We start from the raw sequence: 14,984 nt of genomic DNA on the forward strand, positions 1-14,984 counted from the left end.
CAGCCTGACTGTTTTAATGATGCAAAAAACAATATACTATGGCTTCATTCTATGTGTTAAAAAATATTCAGTAAAATATCATAAAAAACGTCTATCAATCTGAGGGGATTTGTATAGACCGCGAAGAAATACTTGCAGTTTATGAAGCTGGTCCAGAAGCAGTAGTAGAACTTGTAACTCGATTACTTGGGATAATTGAACATCAATCTCTCCAAATTGCACAACTTGAAGAGCGTGTCAGGCATTTGGAAGAAATGCTTGAAAAGAATAGTCGCAACAGTAGCAAACCACCTTCTACTGATTCTTATGCACGGAATAAACCAACCGTTAAAAGTCAAAGAAAAAAGACCAATAAGCATGTAGGTGGTCAAAACGGTCATCCTGGTACTACATTAAGAATAAATGATGATCCGGATGAAGTTATTGTTCATCCTGTTAATCAATGCGTCAATTGTGGGAGATCGTTAGCTTCTGTTCCCTCTGACTATGAAAGAAGACAGGTCTTTGACATTCCTCCTATAACTATCAATTGCATTGAACATCGTTGCGAGATTAAAACATGTCCCAAATGTTCTCATGTAAACAAAGCTCTTTTTCCAGATGGTGTAACTCAGCCGACTCAATACGGTCATCGAGTTAAGTCATTTGCAGTTTATTTGCACACTTACCAATTACTTCCTTATCAGCGTGTTACCAAGTTGTTCTCTGATATTTTGGGATGCAAGATAAGTCCTGCTACTTTGGTGAACACGGAACGTAGTTGTTTTGAGAAGCTTGGAGCTTTTGAAAATACAGTGAAACATCTCCTGAAAGAATCTCCTGTCATCAATCTGGATGAAACAGGAATGAGAATAAATGCAGTTCGTAATTGGCTTCATGTGGCAGGTACAGACAAACTGACCTATTATTTTGCACATCGCAAAAGGGGCTCAGAAGCAATGGATGCTATGGGCATATTACCAGGTTACACTGGTGTTGCAACACATGATTTTTGGAAACCGTACAACAAATATGAATGTCAACATTCATTATGTAATGCACATTTATTACGAGAGTTAACTGGAGCTTCCGAAAACAGGGATCAACAGTGGCCAAAGATAATGAGTGATCTCTTGATATGCATTAAACATCATGTTGATAATGATCTTTTAGATACTGAGCTAATTCAAAGGTTCAGTGAGGATTATGATCACATAACTTGTTTAGGAGTGAATGAAAATCCTCCTGATCCGGAATCAAATGTGCGGTCTAAAAAACGAGGACGTAAGAAGCAGACCACGGTAAAGAATTTGCTGGATAGGTTTATTGGCCATAAAGAGGATATCTTACGATTTATGTACGACCAAAACGTTCCGTTTGATAACAATCAGGCTGAAAGAGATATCAGAATGACGAAAGTACAGCAGAAGATATCAGGTACTTTCCGCAGTGAACAGGGTGCAAAAAATTTCTGCCGTATAAGAGGATACGTGTCTACTGTTAATAAGAATTCTGAATCTGTTATCGATGCAATTAGTGCAATATTTTATGGCAATTCATTTGTTCCAAAGTTGCAGAATTGATCGTGGATGAAGAAATCAGCTTGGTGGAAGTGAGCTAGGCTGAATAGTTACCATTTTACAATACTAAAAAGGTGAACAACTATGGAATATGATGAAAGAGACACAATATATTCTCGATTACAATTAAAGAAAGGTTCTAAGGAATCTGATGATTATTATTCCCTAAATCCTGACAACAAAGAATCAGATATGAAACTTAAGATGAAACTTTGTAACTATTCAGCCTGATAAAAACACTATCAATAGCAATCTTGACAAAAAGTTGAGACCTACATTTTATTAGGATCATTAATTTTGATTGTTGCCATTGATTGCTTTTTTGATTCTTAGGTTGTTAGTGAGCAAACATCTCCGTTTTGATTAAATCAGTATCAATAGGCTAATTGTGGTAGGCTGAATAGTTACGAAACTTTTTAGTAAAAAATCAATTGGAAAGGGAATGCCAGATAAAGATAAATCGGAAGGGAAACCTTCGAATCCATTTATGGGAATGGGAGAAGATGTATCTGATCATGAATATGCTAGTATTCAATTAATGCAGGAATACCAAAGAATTGCAGCCGAAATAGATGACCAGGCTTACAATATGCCAGTAAATTCCAAAAAAAGGAAAATTCCTGCTAAAACGATGTCAATCCTGCTAAAAGAATTTGTGAAATTATCAGGTATAGATGTAGTTGGTATTACTAAGGTGGAACCTGGTGATTTATACACACATAGAGGTTCTAATAAAAAATCATATGAGTATGGAGAAAAAGTTGAGCACATATTCGAGTATGCAATCGTATTTGCAGCACCATTAGAATTGGACTACATTAACCGTGGACCCAATAAGGAACTATTAATGTCTACAATGTTGGGATACGCTAAGAGTTCCGAAGTTGCAGCAAGACTTGTTATGTATATCAAAGATATGGGATACGATGCAATAACAGACAGTTCCACTTCTTATGAATCCCCCCTCTCCTTTTTAGGCGAAAAGGCAGGACTCGGTCAAATGGGTAGATGTAATGCAGTTGTAAATCCTAAATATGGAAACCGTACAAAATTTGCTGCCGTCCATACAAATCTTCCTTTAATTGAAGATGAAATGATTGATTTTGGCTTACATGAATTTTGTGAAATATGCAGATGCTGTGAAGACAACTGTCCGTCAAAAGCAATCTCCCATGAAAGTTCTGTGAGCGAAGATGGACGAAAATATTGGAAACATGATGTTTCATCTTGTATGGAAATGTGGGTCAGAATGGGAACTAGTTGCGGAGTATGTATGTCTGCATGCCCTTTTTCACAGGGTGTTGATGAACAACTTGTTTTAAGAATGAAAGGTAATAAAAATGTAATGGAGGAAATTCTTGAAACCCACCGTGAGAAATATGGGAAAAGAAACTATGAAAAACAACCTCTTGCTTTCATGCCTACAAAATAATTTTAGGTTTTGTAGAATTCCTCATTTAGATAACAAATATTGACAAATATTATGAATCCGAATTCACACAATGCTAAGTGGAAGACTTGGTTCGAAGCGTTCCAGCTATTTTTGTATGGCAAGACGCTTCAATCGTGTCTACCAGTGGCACTTATTGTCGGCTTACTTTTGTCAACTATCAATCAAAGTGATGTTATTTTAAATGGAGCTGCAACCACCATTACATGGCTAAAAGTCGGAATGAACTTTGTTATACCATTTTGTGTTTCCAGCTATGGAATACTTAAAGGGTGTCGTTTAGAATCCCCAATAGTCATTTGATGTGCATCTTTTCTTAATTCAAAGCTATAATTCAAGTTTTTATTTCTGGGCTTTCTTTAATGTGAACCAGAAAATACTTCCTTTTCCTTCCGGATTATCGTTCACTCCTACACTTTCGCCATGCAAGTCCGTGATTCTTTTTACAATAGCAAGCCCGATTCCATTTCCTTTTATATTATCTTTATGCAATCTATTAAAACGATCGAAAACAGCTGCTTTGTCTTTATCTGGTATGCCATCTCCCTGATCGGTAATATTCACCTTCCATTTGTCACCAACATCATCAACTTTTATTCGAATAATTGTACTGTCAGGGCTGTATTTTATTGCGTTTGAAAGCAGGTTAGAAAAAACACCTTGTATCATTGGATTGGCCAGTACAGGATAAGAAATACCTGATAACATGTCCACTTTAATCCCTTTATGCTCGATTTCCGGTGTAAAACTTTCAATTGTATCTCGTATTATTGGTCCAAGCTCTGTTCTTACAAAAACCATCTCTTCCATTGATTCCAGTTTTGCAAGATGTGCTGCATCCTCGATAAGTTCAATAAGTTTTAAATTTGATTTCTTGATATTATCGATTATACGTTTTTGTTCATCACTGGGGTTTTTTTCTTCAAGTATCTCAGTAAATGACTTTATTAGTCCTGCAGGATTTAGCAGATCGTGGCGTAATACATCGGTGAAAAGATCCTTCAGATCATTGGAATGCTTGAGCTTGTTTGCATATTCCATCAACTTGATCTCGTCTTTTCTTTTCTCTGTGATGTCTTCTCCTGATATCAGGATGCTTGTAATGTTATGTTCTTCATCAGTCCGGACTGAATCATACCACCTGAACAGTCTTTCTTTTCTGGTGAGGGTCATTATGGGATATTCATGGTATTCAGGGCTATTGGATTTTCCTTTTTTCAGAAGTTTGTCATATTTGCTTTTTACATGCTCTACATAAGTTTCTGCAACAAAAAGGTCCAACCAGTCTCTATTAATGATATTCTCTCGTTTATAACCAAGAATATCAGCACCTTTTTTGTTTATGTGGATAAGTTTGTAATTTTTGTCAAGAACAGCTATCAATACTCCGACACAATCTAGGTATTCGTATGCTTTGTTGCGGTCAGTGAGTAGTGAATCATGCTGCTCTTTGATGCGCAAAAGGGCTCTTATCTTTTCGTTAAGTTCAAATTTATCAGCAGGTTTTTTCAGGAAGTCATCCGCACCAACTTCAATTCCTTTCTGATGATCATTCCTGGATGTCAAGGCAGTGAGCATTATAATGGGTATAAAATCAAGTTTGTAGTCCTGCTTGATTATTTTGCATACTTCAAACCCGTCCATTCCGGGCATAACTACATCAAGCAGTATGAGGTCTGGACTTTCTGTTTTCACGATTTTAAGCGCGTCCTCACCATTTGAGGCTGCAATTATATCGTAAGTCTCAGAAAGATATGATGTAATAAGTGCTACGTTGATCCTCTCATCATCAACGATCAATATTTTATTTTGGTGCTTCAAGTATATCGTGTATATTTATATTAAATATACTATATTAAGTGTGTGCTATTTTGTGTTGGGACGAATGTCTTTGTAATATGCCTGATCGCTGCTTGCGTTCCCATTCACAATGTCCATTACTTCCCTGAAACTCTCAAGTGAGGCTTCGATGTTCTCTATTATCTCGTTTGCAAGAACATCAGGGTCAGGAAGATTGTCAAGGTCTGCAAGGCTTTTGTCCTTGAGCCAGAAGATATCAAGGTTTGTCTTATCCCTGGCTATGATATCATCGTAGCTAAATCTGCGGAAATACCCTTCTGGATTTCCTCGCTCCAGTTCTCTTTGCGATTGTGACGGTCTTTCGGGTTGTAGCACTGGATGAATTCTTCAAAATTTCTTTTTTCAGACAAGATTCAAATAAGAATCCACAAGTAACCAGAAAAGCCATCAATTCAAAATAGAAAAGCACAATGTAAAAGTGAATTAGGGAAGAGCCCCAGAAAACTATGGAAATACTATACATTGTGACAACTGGACTTGCAGAATCCTGTGGAATAGGTATATTGAATTCCCGGGGCTCACTGTGATTGTTCTGTAATGTAAGTAAGTATGTTTTTAAAAATAAAAGAAGAAGAAGAAAGCACTTAAAGTGCTTCTCCGTCTGTTTCTCCTGTGCGGATCCTGATAATCTTGGCCACAGGGTAGATAAAGATCTTACCGTCACCGATTGAACCGGTTTCTGCGGTCTTCACGATGATATCGACAACCTTGTCAACATCATCATTTTCGATTACTATTTCCATCTTAATCTTAGGCAGTAGGTCAACGCAGTACTTGCGTCCTCTCCACTGCTGCATTACACCCTTCTGCTTACCGCGGCCTTTCACATCTGTCACGGTGATACTTTCATATCCTGCTTCATCAAGTGCATCCTTTACTTCGTGTATCTTTGTTGGCCTTATGATTGCTTCAATCTTCATCATTTAAATCACTCCTCCTGAATCATGAATTCTGGGTATGCGCTGATTCCGTGTTCTACAATGTCCAGTCCTGCAATCTCGTGTTCTGCGGATACGCGCAGTCCAATTGTCAAGTCGAGTACCTTGAAGATTATGAATGAGATACCAAATGCCCAGACTATACTAAGTATGGCACCGACAACCTGGATAAGGAACTGTTGGTATCCACCGTAGATAAGTCCTGCTCCGGCTGCTGTGTATGCTGCATCTGCAAGCATTGAACCGTCACCCTGTCCGAGTGCGAAGATACCTACTGCGAGGAGTCCCCAGGTACCACAGTATCCATGTACTGCGATTGCACCTACTGGGTCATCCAGCTTGAGTGTATTTTCATTGAACATTACTCCTGCATATACTATGATTCCAGCTATGAGGCCAATGACAACTGATGCCCAGTTAGTAACTGCACCACATGGTGCTGTGATTGCTACAAGACCTGCAAGCATACCGTTTGCAGTAAGGGACGGGTCAGGCTTTCCGGTCTTCATCCAGGTGATTATCATAACCATGATCGCACCTGCACCTGCTGCCAGGAAAGTGTTCACAATTACCATACTAACATATGGGTCGTTACCATCAAGGGTACTGCCACCGTTGAATCCTACCCAGCCGAATGCCAGTATAAGGGTACCGAGGAATGCCAGTGGAAGGCTGTGACCTGGTATTGGTATTGCCTTGCCGTTCTTAAACTTTCCAATTCTTGCACCGACGATCATTACACCTGCAAGAGCTGAGTATCCACCAATTGAGTGTACAACACCAGATCCTGCAAAGTCATGGAATGATGCACCAATTGAATCTACAAGGAAACCGCCTGTAAGTATTCCTGCACCGCTCCATACCCAGTGTCCGTATACAGGGTAGATGAGTGCAACCATAAATATTGTGTAAATGAGATATGCCTTGAAGTCAGTCCTCTCAGCCATTGCACCGGAAACGATTGTTGCACCGGTTGCTGCGAAGACCATCTGGAACCACCAGCTGTTCCATAATGCATTGTCAGCACCAACCAGGAAGAACTGGTCAATACCTATAAGACCTGCAAAATCAGCACCGTACATGATTCCCCAGCCGACTGCCCAGTATACTATGATACCAAGACTTATTGTCATGAAGTTCTTCATGAGAATGTTGGCTGTGTTCTTGGTTCTTGTCAGACCGATCTCAACAAGTGAGAAACCGGCATGCATAAGGAACACTATTGCACCTGCAATGATCAGCCACATGACTGTGAGTGCAGTTTCAAGGTTTGCTATTGATTCGCTGTTCTCTTCTACTGTTCCTGCGGATGCCGGAACTATAAATAACATAAATATGACGCTCATCAGCAGTAAAGCCTGCCAGATCATCTTTGAATTGAGTTTCTGTGATATTCCATACATGAGTAACACCTTTGATTTGTTTTATTAGGAAGACGGATTCTATGTGTAGACTTACTATTATTTAAATATATTGGTTTGCGCACATTACTTAATATTTTTATTTTGTTCATTACTTAATTTTAATGGAATGTTGTGCACATTTAGAGCCCAAACTGAGCAAAAAATCATAAATCCCACACATTAGATATTTTTCATTTCAAGCAATATAATAGAAGTCCCTTTTTTTCACACATATTCTTCATATTCTTGTGGTGTGCTGGGGTAAGAGCTTAATATCAGTTGAATTATGAAAAAAGTTTACAAGCAATAAATTGGTTTTTATATGTGTATTATTTTTGTGGGGAGTATGTCTGCTGTTTTTACAAAAATTATGATTGGACAGTTCAAAATTGAAAGGTCAATAGAGAAAATCCTCGCTCTTGGTACAATAGGGATTAAAAAAGCAATTTTCAGATACTATACCTATGAAAAGTTCAGGGTCAATGGACTTGATTTCATATAGTATCTTCTTCATTGAATTTGGAAGGGGCATTATCAATGCTAAGTAAATAAATACGGTAAAAAATAATACGTATCTGGTTGAAGGTATTGAGCAATCCCATCAAAGTCTCTTCATCTTGCTATATTCCATAACAGTTGACACCGGATGTGTATCTACATTGATCCCGGCTTCTTCAACAGCAGCAACAGAATTTATTCCTACCATTACGGGGATGCCGACCTTCCCTCTTTCTATAGGTGCATAAAAAACATCTTCTCCTTGGTCACCTATTGTAATATGGCCGCTGATGTCATCTTTTTTTGCCATTTCCATAATCTCTGCTGCCCTCTGGGCTGCAGATGCAGGTATCTGGCGCACGTTTGCAAGCATCTTTCCATTGCCTGTATCAATGGCTTCAAGTATGGACGTTGATTTACGCCTGAGGAATATCTTAATTGGGTCAATGGATGTACCGCTATATGATATGAGGTCCAGAAAACCAGTTGGATTATAGTCTTCCATTTGCATAAGACCGCCATAAATGGGGACTACAGGGACACCGTTATTCAAAAGTAAGCCGTCAAAAGTGATACTACACACAGTGGCGATGGCAACTTTTCCATCAGGCACATAGATATCAAGGTCTGTATCCTCTTCAATAATTCCTACTCTTGGGCTGATGGTTGCACCATGATCCATTGCATATCTTATAATGTCTGTGGCATTATCGTAATCATTTTTGTCAATGTTTGTTATATTGACAATAACATTGCCTTTGCCGGATTCCATGTCATAGTTTGCTTTATACATCAGCTCTTCGATCTTGGTAATAACAAAACCAAACCTGTCACTTATAAGCGCATCACTGAGTTCCTTCTTGCCACGTTCGGTTATAGTGCGTCCGATGTATCCGTGTTTCTTAGTGAATCCTCTTTCATCCAGTATGCGTAAATGATATCTTACGGCTCTTTCTCCTATCGCATAACCACGATTGTGGAGCTCGTCAGCTATAAGGCGCGCACCTACTGGCTTGTCACTTTCACTGATAATGCGCATAATTTCGACAAGCTTTCTCTCAACGTTTGGGTCAGTCATTTTTTCACCGAAGATGGTTGTTGATGGCTATTGTCAACGAAGTCGAAGTATTAGTTATATTCTATGTCTATTTAAGATGTACTGTTAAATTCATATCCTTCCTGTTCGAAGAATATACACTACCAACCACATTCCCAAAAATCCTGCCATCAAAAACCCGATGACCCCAAGCAGTGGAACTCCCCAGATATGTGGCGCCATTCCTGTTTGAATTACCAGGGATGATCCTACGATTATGGCTGAAATGATAAGACTAAAGGCAAGACGATTGCTTGCCGCATCGATCTCAGCAACTACCCTGTCAAAACCCTGGGGTTCAAAGCGCAGTTTGAGGTAACCCCGCTCAGCGATATCCAGTACATGGGATATCTTCATAGGTGCCCGGTGAAGAACACGGGACCAGTTGCTAATGTCCCTATAAGCGCTGCCTGCAATATTAGTAAGCCGAATACGGTCCTTAATTGCCTTCTTTGCAAAAGGTTCTGCTACAATTGTCAGATTTATCTGCGGGTCCATTATGCTACTAAAACCTTCTATGGTCATAGCACCCTTTGATAGCAGTGCAACATTGGCAGGAACTCTGACCTGGTATTTTCTCAGGACATTTATCATTTCTTCCAGTATCAGTGCAGTATTAAGCTGGCTTAAGGACCTTCCATAGTATTTGTACAACAGGTTATCAATGTCGATCTTAAGCAATGCTATATCCACTTTATCTCCTATGGAACCAAGATCCCTTAAAAGTTCAATGTATAATGCTGTGTCTCCTTTGGTGATTGCAATAAGTTCGTCAATGAGTAGATTGCGCATATCATGAGAAAGGAATCCTGCCATCCCAAAGTCCAGAAGTGCTATCCTGCCATCTTTCATTATGAACACGTTTCCGGGATGAAGGTCTGCATGGAAGAACCCGTCATCATAAACCTGTTTCATGAATGCTTTGAGTACGTCGATAGCTACTTCTTTCCTGTCCACTTCCATTTTGGCAAGTTCTTCAAAGGAGCTGCTTTTAACCCCGTCAATGTACTCCAGGGTCAGAATCTTCATACTGGTACAATCCCAATAGACCTTAGGGATGTATATGCGTGGATCTTCCTGGAAGTTGTGGGCAAAGTGTTCGGCATTCCTGCCTTCCTGGGTATAATCCAGTTCTGCTTTGATAGAACGTTCAAACTCTTCAACAATTTCGACAGGCCGATATAACTTTGCTTCTGGCAGGTGTTCTTCTGTAAAAGATGCAATGCTGTACATTATGTCAAGGTCTGCTTCTATGATCTTTCTGATTCCTGGTCTCTGGACTTTGACAACTACATCATTACCGCTCTTTAATTTTGCACGGTGAACTTGACCAATTGAAGCTGCTGCAATGGGTATTTCTTCAAAAGACTCATAAAGGTCCTTGATATCAGAGCCCAATTCTTCTCTGATGAGCCTTTCAACTTTTTCAATTCCAAAGGGCTGTATGTCATCCTGAAGTTTGGAAAACTCCTTTATGTAGTCAGGAGGTATCAAGTCCTGACGCATGCTGAGTATCTGACCAAGTTTTATGTAGGTAGGTCCAAGTTCTTCAAGCATCAATCTGGCATTTTTGGGTCTGGAATCGGTGTCTTTTATTACCTTTTCCTGTTTTTTGATCCTTGATCTTAAAGGTCTGATATTACCTATTCCCATCCTGTCAGCAATGTATCCAAACTCGTATTTCACGAGGGCATCAACGATCTTCCCATATCTTCTGATCATTAAATATCTGTGGATTTTACGGTTTCTCATTATCTTCCTTTGACTTCGATTTTTTTGTTTGGGTGTATTATTATTTATGGTAGGCTTTATTATTAAATTATCGTCGATACCTGTGTTTTAAAATTTAGAGGGACAGTTATATAATTCCTTCTTCCAAGTTAATATTGTCAGAAATTATCTGGCGATTTGTTCTAAAAGAAATAATAAGGAGTGAGGAAGAATGTTATTTTTTGATATAAGTTCATGGGATCCCCATGATAGTGAACAGGTAATTGAGCATTTCAAGAACTTAAAACCCCCGGCAGGTATTAACATTGTCAATCAGTGGGTCGATCTTAATGGAGGAAGGTACTTCATTCTCTATGATGCTGAAAATTCAGAAGCATATGCTGAATTCAATATTCCATGGTCCGACATCTGTATGATAGACAGTGTACCTGTAATGGAATCCACGGATTTCATAAAACTTATGATTGCAAAGGGACTATAATTTCCCTTATTTTTTATTTTTTGTCTTTAATTAGCAGGCATCAACGTGATTATTTTTTCACTGTCTCCTATCTTCACAGTGAATTCTCCATCAGGCAGTGCACTGGTGTCATATTTATGACTAAAGTTGCCTGCAATATCAGCTTTGATAGTCTGGGTGGCTACAAAATCTATCTTTACTTCCTTTTCGCCATCCATTGCGTTTCCTTCTACGGCAATTTCATAGTTCCCGGCTGGCACATTCTTTTCAAAGAATTCAGCAATTCCGTTCTCAGCATCAAAGCTACGTTTAAAATCTACGAACATATGGACGATAAAATTCAAGTCCGCTACTTTTTGTGACCTTACTTGAAAACTGTTACTACCGCCAGGAATTCTAATATTCTCAAATACATATCTATATTCATTGTCAATGACCGGAGTGTATATCGTGAATGAAACTGTCATTCCTATGTTTTCTCCAGGGCTTGTTTTTCCTACTATGTCCAGTATATCTCCGGTGTAGGGTTTGGTGGGAGAAATGCTCCATTCATCTAATGGTGCATTCGGGTTCTCCTCCGTTTGGTCATAGATCAAAGAATAAAGTATCTTTGAAAAAATTAAAAAGAGGTTATCGCTTTTGCTAAAGATTACTCCTCCTTTTTAATGTTAAACATCCTTCTCTTCGTCGTCTGAACCTGTGAGCTTGTCAAGTTTTGCATCAAGTTTTTGAATGATATCTTTGAGTTCCCTGACTTCATCTTTTGTTGCAATGTCAGCCTTGTTCATGGTTTCCTGAACCTTGGTTGATATCTTTTTCTCGAGATCTTCCTTCTGCTTCTTTTGCTCATCAACTACTTCACGGACGAATTTCTTACCCTCTTCTTTTTTGATCTCCCCGTTTTCTATAAGATCGTCTGCAATATCCTGTATCTTCTCCTCTGTCAATGCCCACAACCCGATTCCAAAAAGGCCAGCCTTTTTCATGATTTCTGTGATATCTGAAAAGTCTTTCATTTAAAACCTCCACTAATTAATTATCGTGTGTTACAATAAAAATCTTATTCTGAAAGCTATTAGTATTGATACAGGGTTTAACCTGGATGTTATATTTCAAATCCTTGTAAGTAAAAATAAAAGACAAAAAAAGAAAATAGAACCTTCAGTTCTTCATCAATTCACTGATGTCATGTTCAAGGTACTTCGCATGACTCATCTCTATTAGTTTGCTGCATACTGCATCAGGTTTTCCATCCATGATTATCTTTGCATTGTCAATGAGAATCGCCCTGTGTGCAGCTTCCCTCACAAAGTCCATGTGATGGCTTACAAATACAATACTTGTATCAAATTTCTGATTGATCCTCTTCAAAGAATTAGTAACATCTCTGAGGGTGATCGGATCAAGGTCGCCGAAAGGCTCATCTAATATTAATATTTCCGGACTTGATACAAGTGCCAGTGCGATATATGCTCTTACATGTTCTCCGCCACTTATCTGATAAGGGGTTTTGTCGAGTACTGAAAGTGGAAGATCAAGAGCTTCGAATACGCCTACTGCATGTTTGTCAACATCTTCTTTTGTGACCAGGGGGAAAAGTTTGGAGTATATGTCGATAGACATATTCAGTTCCCTAAGAACCTTGTCTTTCTCGTCTTCATTGACTTCAGTGATTCTGTAAAGCATGTCAAGAGCTTCATCTGATATGCCTAGCTCTGCAGCTCTCTTTCGGGCATATAAAAGTGATCTTTCACCTTTAAGACGCAGTTTGAATGCCATTTGATCCCTGATGGTAGAGTGTGGTGAAAGTGTGAACTCCTGATGCATGATGCTCATCTTCCTACGCAAATCAATGCGCTGCGTTGTGAAATCTATGATATTCATCCAGCTTCCATCATGCAGATAACTGATATCTCCTTCTTTTGGGAACCTGAGACCTTCTATCATTTTCAGGAGCGTTGTTTTTCCTGCACCGGAAGGTCCGATAAATGCAGTTATCTCTCCTTTGTTAATGTCAAGTGAGAGGTCTTCAAATTTTAACACTTCTCCGACTCTTAAAATAAAAAAACGGTTTGATAGTCCTGTTACTTTTATTATTGGGCCTTCATCATCTCTTTTTGGTAGTGGGACTTGCTCTTCAATATCCTTGAGGAAGTGTTTCAGTACCTTTTTAGCTTCCCCAATCTCTACGATCTTGCCTTCTTCCAGATATGCGACCCTGTCTGCAAGGTAGAGGTGGACTTCAGGAAGGTGTGAAACGACAATAATAGGAATGTTGAGTTCTTTCTTGATGTTCTTTATGAGGTCAAGCATGTCCTGTTTTGTATCGGGACCTGTCATGGTCACAGGTTCATCCAGAAGTAGTATGCGTGGTTTTGCTGCAAGCTGGCGTGCAAGTATAAGCCTTTGCTTCTCTCCGCCACTTAATAAATTGGTAGAATGCTGTGCCTTGTTTTCAAGTCCTACAAGACGCATGTAATACATGGCTTCTTTTTGTACCTCATCATAGTTGTGCGCATCAAGTTCAGGTACGCCTTCGTGTCCTTCTGTAAGAGCATTCAGCCTGCGGATTATATTTTCAATTGCAGGTCCGCTCCAGAGTCCGAAATTACGTTGAAGGTGTATTGCGCTGTTATTTGTAAGGAATTTAAGTTTTTGTTTGTCTGCATTTGGCTCGATCCTTTGTTCATCGAGTTCAAAATAACCTGAATCAAAATCTTCTATTCCTCTGAGTATCTTCAAAATAGTGGTTTTTCCGCTCCCGCTCTTTCCGGTAATTCCAAGAATCTCTCCGTCTGCAACATTAAAACAGATGTTATCCAGAATTCTTTTCTTTTCGTTATTGAATTCATACTCTTTTGAGATATTGCATACTTCAAGCATCGTTAAAACTCCTTGGATGGTTCAGGTCTGAAAAATATATAAGAAAAAGGAAAGCCCTTTAATTACTTCTTAATAGCTGAAACAAGTTCTTTAATCTTTGCAGTAACATTTGAACTTTCTTCAAGAATAGTCCCTGTTACTATCATGTCGGCTCCTGCAAGTGCGCATAACTTTGCAGTCTCACCGTCTCGTATTCCGCCACCAACTATCAATTTGTTGTCACCGAGGACATGTTTTACTGCCCCTATCATTTCCGGGGTCACAGGTGCATCAGCACCGGAACCTGCTTCCAGGTAGGTGTAGTGCATGCCAAGGTATTTTCCTGCAAGTGCATAGGCAACTGCAAGTTCTGGCTTATGTTTTGGTATGAGTCTGGCATCGCCGACCCAACCAACCGTCCCTCCAGGTTCTACTATTAAGTATGCCATGGAGATGGGTTCAATACCACTCTTGTAAACAAGCGGTGCTCCCATTGCCTGGTTTGTCGTGACAAAATTAATATCACGGGAATTCAGCAGGCTCATGAATAAAATAGCATCAGCATATCTGCTGACACCTGCCGCGTTGCCTGGGAACAGTATGGTAGGTTTGTCTGTCTTCTCTTTTATCTTAAGGAGTGTCTGATCAAGTACCACCCCTCCGGCTCCTGTGGAACCACCGACCATAATAGCATCTGTTCCTCCAAGGCTTGCAGCATATGCAATCTCTGCAGCCTCTTCCGGAGTCTGTGATGCCGGGTCGATAAGTGTCAAGTGAACTGTACCTTCGCTTTCTGCGATCTTGTTAAGGTACTCTTCCACTTGCATGAGAAAGATCAGCCTCTCGTTTCCTTGGATTTCATACGCAGGTCTTTGCAACCGCATTTTCTGCATCTTGTTGCACGTACTGCATTGCGGGCATTGCAATCCATACAGATCTTCTTTATCAATATCCTGTTTTCAGCTTCTGGGAATCTTGCCATTATTTTCACCTAAATGATTGTAATATGTATTATTAGAATAATAGGCTGCTTACATGATGCTCAAAACATATAATTGTTTTGGCAAATCCATGTTCTATTTCGTATCCTATTGAGTTATTCTGTCACTGTCTTCTATGGTATAAAT

At 39.4% G+C, this 14,984-nt stretch carries 16 protein-coding genes; 5 read left to right on the top strand and 11 right to left on the bottom strand.

What is annotated here, in order from left to right; all coding sequences use genetic code 11:
• Positions 1-107 precede the first annotated feature (107 nt).
• The 3 genes from WN948_RS10105 (at position 108) to WN948_RS10115 (ending at position 2,991) form a co-directional block, all read left to right on the top strand.
• Positions 108-1,562, top strand: coding sequence for an IS66 family transposase (locus WN948_RS10105; RefSeq protein WP_342306454.1), 1,455 nt, complete (start codon positions 108-110; stop codon positions 1,560-1,562).
• Positions 1,563-1,643: 81 nt separating this feature from the next.
• Positions 1,644-1,790 (top strand): hypothetical protein, encoded by a 147-nt coding sequence (locus WN948_RS10110; RefSeq protein ID WP_342304077.1) that lies wholly within the window; start codon positions 1,644-1,646, stop codon positions 1,788-1,790.
• 211 nt (positions 1,791-2,001) lie between these two features.
• Positions 2,002-2,991 carry a reductive dehalogenase domain-containing protein gene (locus WN948_RS10115; protein ID WP_342304078.1) on the top strand — a complete coding sequence of 330 codons (990 nt, stop codon included), beginning with the start codon at positions 2,002-2,004 and terminating at the stop codon, positions 2,989-2,991.
• A gap of 360 nt (positions 2,992-3,351) precedes the next feature.
• On the opposite strand, the gene WN948_RS10120 is transcribed toward WN948_RS10115, so the two are convergent.
• The 4 genes from WN948_RS10120 to WN948_RS10135 form a co-directional block, all read right to left on the bottom strand.
• A complete protein-coding gene (locus WN948_RS10120) occupies positions 3,352-4,809 on the bottom strand; it encodes a response regulator (protein ID WP_342304079.1) in 1,458 nt (485 codons plus the stop codon).
• 66 nt (positions 4,810-4,875) lie between these two features.
• Entirely contained in the window at positions 4,876-5,184 is a 309-nt protein-coding gene (locus WN948_RS10125) for a hypothetical protein (RefSeq protein WP_342304080.1), read from the bottom strand.
• A gap of 269 nt (positions 5,185-5,453) precedes the next feature.
• On the bottom strand, positions 5,454-5,792 hold the full coding sequence (locus WN948_RS10130) for a P-II family nitrogen regulator (RefSeq protein WP_342304081.1): 339 nt from the start codon (positions 5,790-5,792) through the stop codon (positions 5,454-5,456).
• Between the two features lie 5 nt (positions 5,793-5,797).
• Positions 5,798-7,210, bottom strand: coding sequence for an ammonium transporter (locus WN948_RS10135; RefSeq protein WP_342304082.1), 1,413 nt, complete (start codon positions 7,208-7,210; stop codon positions 5,798-5,800).
• A 370-nt stretch (positions 7,211-7,580) separates the two neighbouring features.
• Between WN948_RS10135 and WN948_RS10140 the strand changes: the two genes are divergently transcribed.
• Entirely contained in the window at positions 7,581-7,712 is a 132-nt protein-coding gene (locus WN948_RS10140) for a hypothetical protein (RefSeq protein WP_342304083.1), read from the top strand.
• 99 nt (positions 7,713-7,811) lie between these two features.
• Here WN948_RS10140 and WN948_RS10145 read toward each other — a convergent pair whose 3' ends face one another.
• Both WN948_RS10145 and WN948_RS10150 read right to left on the bottom strand, forming a co-directional pair.
• Complete coding sequence (locus tag WN948_RS10145) at positions 7,812-8,786, bottom strand: DUF128 domain-containing protein (protein WP_342304084.1); 975 nt, start codon at positions 8,784-8,786, stop codon at positions 7,812-7,814.
• Between the two features lie 90 nt (positions 8,787-8,876).
• Positions 8,877-10,556, bottom strand: a complete 1,680-nt coding sequence (locus WN948_RS10150; protein WP_342304085.1) for an AarF/ABC1/UbiB kinase family protein — start codon at positions 10,554-10,556, stop codon at positions 8,877-8,879.
• 190 nt (positions 10,557-10,746) lie between these two features.
• Between WN948_RS10150 and WN948_RS10155 the strand changes: the two genes are divergently transcribed.
• Complete coding sequence (locus WN948_RS10155) at positions 10,747-11,016, top strand: DUF3303 family protein (RefSeq protein ID WP_342304086.1); 270 nt, start codon at positions 10,747-10,749, stop codon at positions 11,014-11,016.
• A gap of 26 nt (positions 11,017-11,042) precedes the next feature.
• On the opposite strand, the gene WN948_RS10160 is transcribed toward WN948_RS10155, so the two are convergent.
• The 5 genes from WN948_RS10160 to WN948_RS10180 form a co-directional block, all read right to left on the bottom strand.
• Positions 11,043-11,591: a hypothetical protein gene (locus tag WN948_RS10160; RefSeq protein ID WP_342304087.1), complete on the bottom strand. Its 549-nt coding sequence runs from the start codon at positions 11,589-11,591 to the stop codon at positions 11,043-11,045.
• Between the two features lie 72 nt (positions 11,592-11,663).
• Positions 11,664-12,011: a hypothetical protein gene (locus WN948_RS10165; RefSeq protein WP_342304088.1), complete on the bottom strand. Its 348-nt coding sequence runs from the start codon at positions 12,009-12,011 to the stop codon at positions 11,664-11,666.
• Between the two features lie 145 nt (positions 12,012-12,156).
• Positions 12,157-13,878, bottom strand: a complete 1,722-nt coding sequence (locus WN948_RS10170) for an ATP-binding cassette domain-containing protein (protein ID WP_342304089.1) — start codon at positions 13,876-13,878, stop codon at positions 12,157-12,159.
• A 62-nt stretch (positions 13,879-13,940) separates the two neighbouring features.
• Entirely contained in the window at positions 13,941-14,684 is a 744-nt protein-coding gene (locus tag WN948_RS10175; RefSeq protein ID WP_342304090.1) for a geranylgeranylglyceryl/heptaprenylglyceryl phosphate synthase, read from the bottom strand.
• A gap of 8 nt (positions 14,685-14,692) precedes the next feature.
• Positions 14,693-14,839, bottom strand: a complete 147-nt coding sequence (locus tag WN948_RS10180; protein WP_342304091.1) for a 50S ribosomal protein L40e — start codon at positions 14,837-14,839, stop codon at positions 14,693-14,695.
• Between the last annotated feature and the right edge of the window lie 145 nt (positions 14,840-14,984).

Origin of the sequence: Methanolobus sp. ZRKC5 (assembly GCF_038446525.1) — an archaeon.
Lineage (GTDB): Archaea > Halobacteriota > Methanosarcinia > Methanosarcinales > Methanosarcinaceae > Methanolobus.